The sequence below is a fragment of the Microbacterium sp. GbtcB4 genome, from assembly GCF_019091465.1.
Lineage (GTDB): Bacteria > Actinomycetota > Actinomycetes > Actinomycetales > Microbacteriaceae > Microbacterium > Microbacterium paraoxydans.
On the sequence record NZ_JAGXJJ010000225.1, the window covers coordinates 1 to 260 of the forward strand.

A 260-nucleotide genomic window follows, 5' to 3' on the forward strand; every position below is an offset into this window, starting at 1 on the left:
GCTCGGGGGCCCGGCCCCTCCGGCGGGCGGGTGAGGATGCGGCTCATGTGGTGATGTCCTCCAGCGACTCCGGAGCGCGAGTCCGATGCACCGTCACGGCCACGTCGACGAAGATCGGGGCGATCGGTGCCTGCGGCTTGTGCACCGTCACGGACACCTGCTGCACGCGGCGGTCGCCGAGGGCGACGTCCGCGATCCGCTCGGCCAGGGTCACGATGAGGTTCACCGGCTCCCCCGCGACGACGGCGGCCACCCGCTCC

The 260-nt window shown here is 73.5% G+C and carries 1 protein-coding gene; it reads right to left on the reverse strand.

Going from position 1 to position 260, the window contains the following annotated elements:
* Positions 1 to 43: 43 nt before the first annotated feature.
* Positions 44 to 260: dihydroneopterin aldolase (locus KVS71_RS17770; RefSeq protein ID WP_217585196.1), on the reverse strand; the 217-nt coding region annotated here is incomplete at its 5' end.